Below are 10887 nucleotides of genomic sequence, written 5' to 3' on the forward strand. Positions count from 1 at the left end.
TAATCCACTTGTTCAGAGAGCTACAACATAGCGAAACTGTCTAGATTTATGAAATTCTCCCTGCCTTTTGTGGACAAGCTACCTAAAATCCCTAACCGTGCCATGCCTGCGATTGGTGCACCTGTTATGGTACTTGCAACGCTTGCTATGGTGGTGTTGCCCATTCCAGCTTTCTTGTTGGATATGTTCTTCACCTTCAATATTGCACTGTCTATGGTTGTGCTATTGGTATCGGTTTATACCCGCAGGCCTTTAGATTTCGCTGCATTCCCGACCGTCCTGCTGATTGCGACTCTACTTCGATTGGCCTTGAACGTTGCTTCGACACGTGTGGTATTGCTCCATGGTCACGAAGGTGGCGACGCGGCAGGTAACGTGATTGAAGCCTTCGGTAACGTGGTTATCGGTGGTAACTACGCGGTTGGTTTAGTGGTGTTCTTGATTCTTATGATCATCAACTTCATGGTTGTAACCAAAGGTGCGGGTCGTATCTCGGAAGTAAGCGCGCGTTTCACGTTAGACGCCTTACCGGGTAAACAGATGGCAATCGATGCCGACTTGAACGCAGGTTTGATCGACCAAGACCAAGCGCGTCTGAGACGTTTTGAAGTCACCAAAGAAGCTGACTTCTACGGTTCGATGGACGGTGCTTCTAAGTTTGTTAAAGGCGATGCGATCGCTGGTATCTTAATCTTATTCATCAACATCATTGGTGGCTTGAGCATTGGTATGGCTCAGTTTGATCTTGGTTTTGGTGAAGCAATCGAAATCTACACGCTACTGACTATCGGTGATGGTCTGGTTGCACAAATTCCATCTCTATTACTGTCTATTGCAGCTGCGATGATGGTAACGCGCCAAAATACTGATGAAGATATGGGTGAGCAACTTGTCTTCCAGATGTTCGACAATCCAAAAGCCTTGATGATCACCGCCGCCATCCTTGGCATCATGGGTATTGTTCCGGGTATGCCACATTTCTCGTTCTTGAGCCTTGCCATCGTTGCAGGCGCGGGGGCGTATTACATCGATAAAAAGAACAAGAAGAAGGCGGAAGAGCCTAACCTTCCGGCGACAGTTGAAGCGAATGGAGAAGTAGGCTCTCAGAAGGAGCTCTCTTGGGATGATGTTCAACCTGTCGATATTATTGGTTTAGAAGTGGGTTACCGTTTAATTCCTTTGGTTGATAGAGACCAAGGTGGTGAATTGCTTGAACGCGTTAAAGGTGTGCGTAAAAAGCTGTCTCAAGACTTTGGTTTCTTGATCCCAGCGGTACACATTCGCGATAACCTAGAACTGACACCAAACAGCTACCGTATTACCCTGATGGGTGTTGCTGTGGGTGAAGCTGAGATTAAGCCAGACATGGAGCTCGCGATTAACCCGGGCCAAGTCTATGGCATGATCGATGGCGAGCCGACGATTGACCCTGCCTTTGGCCTTGAAGCGGTTTGGATTCGTGAAGAGCAGCGTGAACACGCACAAGCTCTAGGTTATACGGTTGTAGATTCTTCTACAGTACTGGCGACACACCTTAGCCAGCTGCTAACCAACAACGCATCGCAGCTCATTGGCCACGAAGAAGTTCAGAACTTACTTGAGATGCTCAGCCGCTCAACACCTAAGCTGGTGGAAGGTTTTGTACCGGATCAATTGCAGTTGGGTGTGGTTGTGAAAGTGCTACAGAACCTGCTGAATGAAGCGATTCCAATTCGTGACATTCGAACCATAGTCCAAACTTTGTCGGAGTATTCAGGTAAGAGTCAAGAACCTGACATACTTACTGCGGCGGTTCGCATCTCATTGAAACGATTAATTGTTCAGGAAATCAATGGTATAGAGCCCGAGTTACCAGTGATAACCTTGATTCCTGAGCTGGAACAAATCTTGCATCAAACCATGCAGGCATCCGGCGGAGAATCTGCTGGTATTGAACCTGGTTTAGCCGAACGTTTACAGACCTCTCTCAGCCACGCTACACAAGAGCAAGAGCTGAAAGGTGAGCCCGCGGTACTATTGACCTCTGGCGTGTTGCGTTCGACTCTGGCTAAGTTCGTGAAGAACACGATCCCAAGCTTGCGAGTCTTGTCTTACCAAGAAATACCGGACGAAAAGCAGATACGTATAGTACAAGCTGTTGGTAATTAAGCCGCCTAATTAGAACGGACAATCGAATTGAAAATTAAACGATTTTTTGCAAAAGATATGCGAACGGCTCTGCTCCAAGTTAAAGAAGAACTTGGTTCAGAAGCGGTGATCATGTCTAACAAAAAGGTCGCAGGTGGCGTGGAAATTGTTGCCGCTATTGATGGCGAATCCAGCCCGTCGACAGCGAGCCAGAGATTAAATAAACCTCAGCAGCCTGCACAAAGCCAATATACGCAAATGGCCGCGCCCGCAGCTCCTGCTGGGCGACGTCAACTAGACGATGACAAGGTTAGCCTACAGTCGAATGTTGAAGGTGGACGCTCAATGACTAAGCGCTTTGCGAATATGCTTAAGCAATACAGTCATGGCGCCGATGATGAGCCACAGCATCGTGCAGAAAATGAAGATTCATTGTCAGCATTGCTCAATCGCCAATCAAGCACGGGCCATAAGCCTCATAGTCATCAGACTCAAAGCAATTTGCAGTCTCATGGCCATCAGCAATCTCACGGTAACCAACAGTCTCACGGAAATCTTGATTCTGCATTTGCTCGTGAAACGGGTTTGTCTAAGTTGATTGCTGAAGACCGCAGAGTAGAGCGCCCGACACCTCGCTTGGATCCTACCCGTTATGATCGTGGTCGAGAGAACACTCAGTCCAAAGGTTCTGATACTGAAATGGAAACGATGCGCGAAGAGATGACCTCAATTCGTCGTCTGTTAGAGCATCAAGTTTCTGGGTTGATGTGGCAAGAAGTTGAGCGCCGTGAACCACTGAGAGCCATGCTTATTAAGCGCCTTGAACGTATGGGTGTATCTGCAGAGCTTGCCGATCAAATGGCTTGCTACATTCCTGAAGATACTAAACCTGCACGTGCATGGAAGGCTCTGTTAGCTCTGGTTGCTGACCAAATCTCCGTTACACAAAAAGATATTTTAAAACGCGGCGGTATTGTGGCTCTACTTGGCCCAACCGGCGTGGGTAAAACAACGACTGTTGCAAAGCTAGCTGCACGTGCTGCCATGGAATATGGCGCTGATAACGTCGCACTAGTGACAACTGACACATATCGTATAGGTGCACATGAGCAGTTATCGATCTACGGCCGAATTATGGGTTGTCCTGTAAGAGTTGCTAAAGATTCTAGCGAACTGGCCGATGTAATATATCAGTTACGTAATCGTCGCCTGATTCTGGTCGATACTGCAGGCATGGGACAACGAGATGTTCGCCTATCTGAGCAGTTAGACACATTGATGCAAGAGAGTGGTTCCGTTATCAATAGCTACCTTGTGTTGCCTGCAACCGCGCAACGCAAAGTGCTGCAAGAAACAATTGAACACTTTAGAAGAATCCCGTTGTCGGGATGCATCATGACTAAGCTGGATGAATCCCTAAGTCTAGGTGAATTCATCAGTGTCGTAATACAAAATGCATTACCAGTTGCTTACATAGCAAATGGTCAACGAGTTCCTGAAGATATCGTTATAGCTCAGCCAAAGTACATGATTGCTAAGGCTAATGAGCTATTAGAAAAATCTACAGAGAATGAACCTCATTACTGGAATAGCGATTCTGAAGGGCTCTAGGCGGCGGATAAATATGAATGAAAATATGATACATGACCAAGCTAGCGGCCTCCGTCGCTTAACCAAGCCTTCACTCACAAAAGTTATCGCTGTAACCGGTGGTAAGGGAGGCGTTGGTAAATCTAATGTGACGTTAGGTATGGCTATTTGCATGGCGCGCCAAGGCAAAAAAGTCATGGTGCTAGATGCCGATTTAGGACTAGCGAACGTCGATATCATGCTAGGTATTCGTTCTAAACGAAACCTTGGGCATGTGTTGGCTGGCGAATGTGAACTTAAGGATGCGATTGTCGAAGGGCCGCACGGAATTAAAATTATTCCAGCGACATCGGGCACTCAAAGCATGACTGAACTTTCACACGCACAGCATGCTGGTTTGATTCGCGCATTCGGTTCGCTTGAAGACGAGATGGATATCTTGTTGGTTGATACCGCAGCCGGTATTTCGGACATGGTGATCAGCTTCTCAAGAGCGGCGCAAGACGTGGTTGTCGTGGTATGTGATGAACCTACATCGATCACGGATGCATATGCTTTGATTAAGCTTTTAAGCAGAGAACACCAAGTTCAGCGATTCAAAGTTGTTGCAAATATGGTCAGAAGCTACCGCGAAGGCCGAGAATTATTTGCAAAGTTGACTTTGGTCACAGAGCGCTTCTTGAATGTGAGCCTCGAACTCGTAGCATGTATTCCTTTAGATGATAAAGTACGTCAATCAGTCAAGAGACAGAAAATCGTAGTCGATGCGTTTCCTCGCTCTCCAGCTGCATTGGCAATCAGCTCTTTGGCTAACAAAGCCTTGACCTGGCCAATACCAAAAACACCGAGCGGACACTTGGAGTTCTTTGTTGAAAGGCTGCTGAATCGTACTGAATTTATAGAGGAACCATTTGGTGAATAAAGCGCTTACTTACGACCAACACGCTAATCACAATAGCCAACAGGCTTTTTTTGAGAAGTACTCTGTGTTGGTTAAACGTATCGCTCATCACTTGTTGGGGCGATTACCGCCTAATGTATTGGTTGATGACTTAATTCAAGCTGGCATGATCGGCTTGATTGAAGCGCAACAAAACTATGATGGTACCAAAGGCGCAAGCTTTGAGACGTATGCTGGTATTCGGATTCGCGGGGCAATGTTGGATGACATTCGCCGTGGGGACTGGGTGCCGAGATCGGTTCATAAGAACAATCGAGAAATCAGCAGTGCAATTGCGGAATTAGAGGGTATCCTCAACCGCGACCCGAGTGATGCCGAAGTGGCAAAACACATGGGGCTCAGTTTAGAGCAGTATCACAGTGCTTTAACTGACATTAATTGCTCAAGGCTGGTTGGAATTGAAGATTTAGGCGTCTCAGATGATGTAATATCTCCGAATGAAGACTCTCAAGATAATACGCCTTTTCAAGGGGTTGCTGATGAGTCATTCCGCCAAGCTTTGATCGATTCGATAAAACAACTTCCGGAAAGGGAAGGCCTTGTGCTTTCGCTTTATTACGACGAAGAACTCAATTTAAAAGAGATTGGGGAAGTGTTAGGTGTCAGCGAATCTCGTGTCAGCCAAATACTGAGCCAATCTATGCAGCGTTTACGCACTAAGTTAAGTGCTTGGACACAGAACGACTAACAACACTGATCCTATTCAGTGGAGGCTAATTTGAACAAAAACATGAAAATTCTCATTGTTGATGATTTTTCAACGATGCGCCGAATTGTTAAAAACCTACTTCGCGATTTAGGTTTCAACAACACTCAAGAAGCAGATGATGGCTTGACCGCGTTACCTATGCTGAAAAAAGGCGAATTTGATTTCGTGGTAACTGACTGGAACATGCCAGGCATGCAAGGGATTGACCTGCTTAAACACATTCGCGCAGACGCAGAACTTAAGCACCTTCCAGTGCTTATGATCACAGCTGAAGCGAAGCGTGAGCAGATCATCGAAGCTGCGCAAGCGGGTGTTAATGGTTACATTGTGAAGCCTTTCACTGCTGCAACGCTGAAAGAGAAACTTGATAAGATTTTTGATCGCTTATAAGCATCAATAAATTTAGGCACTTCTAGGTAAACACTGACTGATAAGTTATCTGTTTATCTCGATAGCCTAAGCGCACAAAGTATGCGGAGTAAGGCCGAATTCAGGATGATTTCATTAGAACAAGCAAAAAAATTAGTAGAGCTGCTTGAGAACGATGAGCAGCAAAATGCTGATTCTCTTGTGAGAAGCATTTATGAAGATAACTTTAGTCTTCAAGACAATCCAATGCTTCAAGAAATAGGAAGTCTGACACGCGACCTCCACGACTCTTTGACTCAATTCAATTTCGATGAACGCATCAGCGTTATCGCAAATGACGAAATCCCTGATGCAAGGGATCGCCTTCAGTATGTCATTGATAAAACGGAAGTTGCGGCAAATAAGACGATGGACGCTGTCGATCGCTGTATGCCAATCGCAGACAACCTACACGAGTGTTTACTTCAAGTAAGGCCTCAATGGAATGAACTGATGCATGGCCGCATTGAGCTGGCACAATTTAAAGCTTTATGTCACCGCATTGATGGATTGCTTGTCCAAGTAGAAGGCGACAGTACTGAACTACGCGGACAATTGACTGAAATCTTGATGGCTCAGGATTTCCAAGATTTAACTGGGCAGATAATCAGCAAAGTTATTACCTTGGTGAATGAGGTGGAAGGACGTTTGGTCGAGATTCTCACGGTATTCGGTGCGAATCAAAAAGAGCCAACTCCAGAGTCAGAGAAGAAAGCATCGATTGCGCCTGAAGGTCCAATTATGAACCCAGAAGAGCGCGAAGACGCTGTCGCATCTCAAGATGAAGTCGACGATTTGTTATCCAGTCTTGGATTTTAAAGGTAACGTATGAGCTACGATTTAGACGAAGATATTCTTCAGGACTTTTTAGTCGAAGCAGGAGAGATCCTTGAACTCCTATCAGAACAACTGGTAGAGCTTGAGAATAACCCTGACGACAAAGACCTATTAAATGCTATTTTCCGTGGTTTCCATACAGTAAAAGGTGGTGCTGGTTTCCTAGCATTAACTGAGCTGGTGGATACTTGTCATGGTGCTGAGAATGTGTTCGACATTCTGCGAAACGGCCAACGCAGCGTAACATCAGGTTTGATGGATACCATGCTGCAGGCGCTAGATACAGTCAATGTACAGTTTCGCGCCGTGCAAGATCAGGAACCTTTAGTGCCAGCCGACCAATCTTTATTGGATGAACTTCACCGTCTCTGTAAACCAGAGTCTGCGGATGAAGTGGCACCAGTAGAAGCGCCTGCACCTATTATCCCTGAACCTGTTGTTGCAGCGCCTGAGCCTGTTATTGCTCCGGAACCTACTGCTGAAAGCTCAAACATCAATGCATCTTCAGTCGATGATATCTCTGAAGATGAGTTTGAACGCTTGCTTGATGAGCTTCACGGTAAAGGTGGTTCACCAACAGCGCCTTCTGCACCAACACCGCCGCCAGCACCCGCTGCACCTCAGTCTGTTGCTGACAGTGGTGATATTACTGATGACGAATTTGAAAAGTTATTAGATGAACTGCACGGTGCGGGTAAGAGCCCGACAGCGGCAAGTTCAACGCCTCCTCCACCGCCAACGCCGCCAGCAGCACCTGTTTCAGCGATGTCTGAAGGCGATGATCTGATGACTGACGAAGAGTTCGAGAAGTTACTTGACCAACTACATGGCTCAGGTAATGGACCTTCGATTGAAGAATTGGATGCAGCGACTAAGCCTGCAGAAGTTAAGGCAGTAGCACCTCAAGCTGCGCCTAAACCTGCCGCGCCAGTTGCCGTTAAAGCTGAGCCAAAACCGAGCGCTCCAGCAAAAGCTGAAGTTAAAGCGCCGGCTAAGAAGCAGCAAGCTGAAGCGACAGTTCGCGTTGATACATCAACACTGGACACCATCATGAACATGGTGGGTGAACTGGTATTGGTGCGTAACCGACTTGTCAGCCTTGGCCTTAACAGCAACGACGAAGAAATGTCGAAAGCTGTCTCTAACTTAGATGTTGTTACTGCAGACCTACAAGGTGCGGTAATGAAGACTCGTATGCAACCGATCAAGAAAGTATTTGGTCGCTTCCCACGAGTTGTCCGTGACCTTGCTCGTAGCTTGAAGAAAGACATCGTTCTTGAAATGCGTGGCGAAGAGACGGACCTTGATAAAAACTTAGTCGAAGCACTTGCTGATCCCCTGATTCACTTGGTGAGAAACTCTGTCGACCATGGTATCGAAATGCCAAACGACCGTGTTGCTGCGGGTAAATCACAAACGGGTAAAGTGATTCTGTCTGCCTCTCAAGAAGGTGACCACATTGAACTGGCTATCGTTGATGACGGTGGCGGTATGGACCCTGATAAGCTTCGTGCTATCGCGGTTAAACGTGGCCTGATGGATGAAGATGCAGCGTCTCGCTTATCAAATAAAGAGTGTTTCAACCTGATTTTTGCTCCTGGCTTCTCAAGCAAAGAGCAGATCTCGGATATCTCTGGTCGTGGTGTGGGCATGGACGTTGTGAAAACAGCGATCAACACACTGAACGGCTCTATTGATATTGATTCAGAAATGGGACAGGGCACCAAGATCACCATCAAGGTTCCACTAACCCTAGCGATTCTACCAACCTTGATGGTCGGTGTTGCCGGTCATCCATTTGCATTGCCATTGGCTTCTGTAAACGAGATCTTCCACCTAGATTTAAGCCGCACAAACGTGGTTGATGGCCAGCTGACGATTATCGTTCGCGATAAGTCTATTCCGTTGTTCTACTTGCAAAACTGGCTTGCTCCTAAAGCGGGTATTGTTGAGCTGCGTAAAGGGCACGGCCATGTTGTTATCGTACAACTTGGTAGCCAACGTGTTGGTTTTGTTGTCGATACGCTTATCGGTCAAGAAGAAGTCGTGATCAAGCCGCTTGATAAGCTTCTGCAAGGCACGCCAGGAATGGCAGGCGCGACAATTACAAGTGACGGACACATTGCATTGATTCTTGATGTGCCGGACTTGTTGAAGCAGTACGCAGCTGCGTCAAGAATTTAATTTAAGGATAAATATGGCGATTAAAGTATTAGTCGTTGATGATTCGAGTTTCTTTCGTCGTCGCGTTAGCGAGATCATCAACTCAGAGGCTCGCCTAGAAGTCATTGATGTAGCAGTAAACGGTAAAGAAGCCGTTGAAAAAGCGAAACAGCTAAGACCTGACGTAATCACGATGGATATTGAAATGCCTGTCATGGACGGTATCACTGCCGTTCGTGAAATCATGGCCGCGTCTCCAACGCCTATTTTGATGTTTTCATCGTTAACGCATGATGGAGCGAGAGCAACGTTAGATGCGTTAGATGCAGGTGCTCTCGACTTCCTTCCTAAGAAGTTTGAAGACATTGCACGTAACCGCGACGATGCAGTTGCATTGCTTCAACAGCGTGTGATTCAGATTGCAGCGAAGCGTGCGTTTATGCGCCGTGCTCCTATTGCGCCGAGAGCGACTGCGACGACTGCAACATCTACGCCATTGCGCCAACCGATTTCAACAGCAGCTTCGACTTCGACAGCGAAGCCTGCGGTTGCATCAACGGCGAAATTCAGAGCGTCAGGTAAGAAGTATCAATTAACAGCAATTGGTACGTCGACTGGCGGCCCTGTTGCTCTACAGAAGGTTTTGACTCGCATCCCTGCTAACTATCCACACCCAATTGTGTTAGTTCAGCATATGCCAGCAACATTCACTGCTGCTTTTGCGAGCCGATTGAACACCTTGTGTAAGATTGAAGTTCGCGAAGCGCAAGACGGTGATGTGTTAAAACCTGGCGTGGCGTATCTTGCTCCGGGTGGTAAACAGATGATGGTGGATGGCCGCGCAGGGTCTGCACGTCTAAGAATTATCGATGGCGGCGACCGCATGAACTACAAGCCTTGTGTGGATGTCACATTCGGCTCTGCAGCGAAGATCTACGGCGACAAAGTGTTGTCTATGATCCTGACTGGTATGGGCGCAGATGGTCGAGAAGGTTCGCGTATGTTGAAAACTGCGGGCTCGACAATTTGGGCACAAGACGAAGATAGCTGTGTTGTATATGGTATGCCTCAAGCTGTAGCAAAAGCTGGCATTTCTACTGAAGACCTCCCTCTAGACCGTATCGCGGAAAGGATCTTGGTCGAAGTTGGGTTAGCTTAGGTAAATCGAAATGATTGTTTGGAGTGTTGCAAACCAAAAAGGTGGTGTTGGTAAAACGACCACGACCGTGACTCTAGCAGGTTTACTTGCGTTGAAGGGGCACAGTGTTCTGTTGGTTGATACTGACCCACATGCATCACTGACCACCTATCTGGGTTACGATTCAGATACGGTGGAATCGAGCCTGTTTGATCTGTTCCAGTTGCGTGAGTTTAACGTGCAGACGGTAAGACCTTTGCTTTTACAAACAGAAGTCGAAGGTATCGATATTATCCCTGCGCACATGTCTTTGGCGACATTAGACCGTGTAATGGGAAATCGAAGCGGCATGGGGTTGATCTTGAAGCGTGCTTTAGCCGCTTTGAAAGACGACTATGACTATGTATTGATCGATTGCCCGCCAATTCTGGGTGTGATGATGGTCAATGCATTGGCTGCTAGCGATCGTATATTGATTCCGGTACAGACTGAGTTTTTGGCGATGAAGGGCTTAGAGCGCATGATTCGCACTTTGACCATCATGCAGAAGTCTCGCAAAACACCGTTTAAGGTTACGATTGTCCCAACGATGTACGACAAGCGAACCAAAGCCTCACTGCAAACATTAACGCAGCTCAAAGATGATTACCCAAACCAAGTTTGGACGTCTGCTGTGCCGATTGATACCAAGTTTCGAGATGCGAGCCTAAAGCGCTTGCCAGCCTCTCATTTTGCATCGGGTAGCCGTGGTGTATTTGCTTATAAACAGTTGCTTATTTATCTCGAAAGGTTGGCGATAAATGAGCGCGAATAAAGAATCAACATTGGCGCAGCCAAGTCTCTCCAGTGAACAAGCACTGGATGATTATTTTACTGCGCTGTTAGGTGATGAAAGCTTTGAATCTGACGATTTTTTTGTTGACGAGTCGAGCGACGAATCACAATCTGAAGAGC

The 10887-nt window shown here is 46.8% G+C and carries 9 protein-coding genes and 1 pseudogene; all 10 read left to right on the top strand.

The window, feature by feature from the left end:
- Positions 1–48: 48 nt before the first annotated feature.
- Positions 49–2148 carry a flagellar biosynthesis protein FlhA gene (gene flhA / locus AB6E54_RS00125; RefSeq protein ID WP_017064115.1) on the top strand — a complete coding sequence of 700 codons (2100 nt, stop codon included), beginning with the start codon at positions 49–51 and terminating at the stop codon, positions 2146–2148.
- A gap of 27 nt (positions 2149–2175) precedes the next feature.
- Complete coding sequence (gene flhF, locus AB6E54_RS00130) at positions 2176–3738, top strand: flagellar biosynthesis protein FlhF (protein WP_029235190.1); 1563 nt, start codon at positions 2176–2178, stop codon at positions 3736–3738.
- A gap of 13 nt (positions 3739–3751) precedes the next feature.
- The gene (locus AB6E54_RS00135) at positions 3752–4639 is read left to right on the top strand and encodes a MinD/ParA family protein (protein ID WP_017060668.1); all 888 of its coding nucleotides are present in this window, start codon (positions 3752–3754) and stop codon (positions 4637–4639) included.
- Positions 4632–5366 (top strand): RNA polymerase sigma factor FliA, encoded by a 735-nt coding sequence (locus tag AB6E54_RS00140; protein ID WP_017060667.1) that lies wholly within the window; start codon positions 4632–4634, stop codon positions 5364–5366. Before AB6E54_RS00135 ends, AB6E54_RS00140 begins: the two co-directional genes overlap by 8 nt.
- 42 nt (positions 5367–5408) lie before the next feature.
- A complete protein-coding gene (gene cheY / locus AB6E54_RS00145; RefSeq protein ID WP_016767062.1) occupies positions 5409–5777 on the top strand; it encodes a chemotaxis response regulator CheY in 369 nt (122 codons plus the stop codon).
- 105 nt (positions 5778–5882) lie between these two features.
- Positions 5883–6614, top strand: coding sequence for a protein phosphatase CheZ (locus AB6E54_RS00150; protein WP_017064113.1), 732 nt, complete (start codon positions 5883–5885; stop codon positions 6612–6614).
- A 9-nt stretch (positions 6615–6623) separates the two neighbouring features.
- On the top strand, positions 6624–8816 hold the full coding sequence (locus AB6E54_RS00155; RefSeq protein ID WP_372106527.1) for a chemotaxis protein CheA: 2193 nt from the start codon (positions 6624–6626) through the stop codon (positions 8814–8816).
- Between the two features lie 13 nt (positions 8817–8829).
- On the top strand, positions 8830–9954 hold the full coding sequence (locus tag AB6E54_RS00160; protein WP_372106528.1) for a chemotaxis response regulator protein-glutamate methylesterase: 1125 nt from the start codon (positions 8830–8832) through the stop codon (positions 9952–9954).
- 10 nt (positions 9955–9964) lie between these two features.
- A complete protein-coding gene (locus AB6E54_RS00165) occupies positions 9965–10747 on the top strand; it encodes a ParA family protein (RefSeq protein WP_372106530.1) in 783 nt (260 codons plus the stop codon).
- A pseudogene (locus AB6E54_RS00170) lies at positions 10734–10887 on the top strand (chemotaxis protein CheW); the annotation flags it as partial. The gene AB6E54_RS00165 and the pseudogene AB6E54_RS00170, both read left to right, overlap by 14 nt.

Origin of the sequence: Vibrio sp. 10N.247.311.49, from assembly GCF_041467655.1 — a bacterium.
Taxonomy (GTDB): Bacteria; Pseudomonadota; Gammaproteobacteria; order Enterobacterales; family Vibrionaceae; genus Vibrio; species Vibrio crassostreae_C.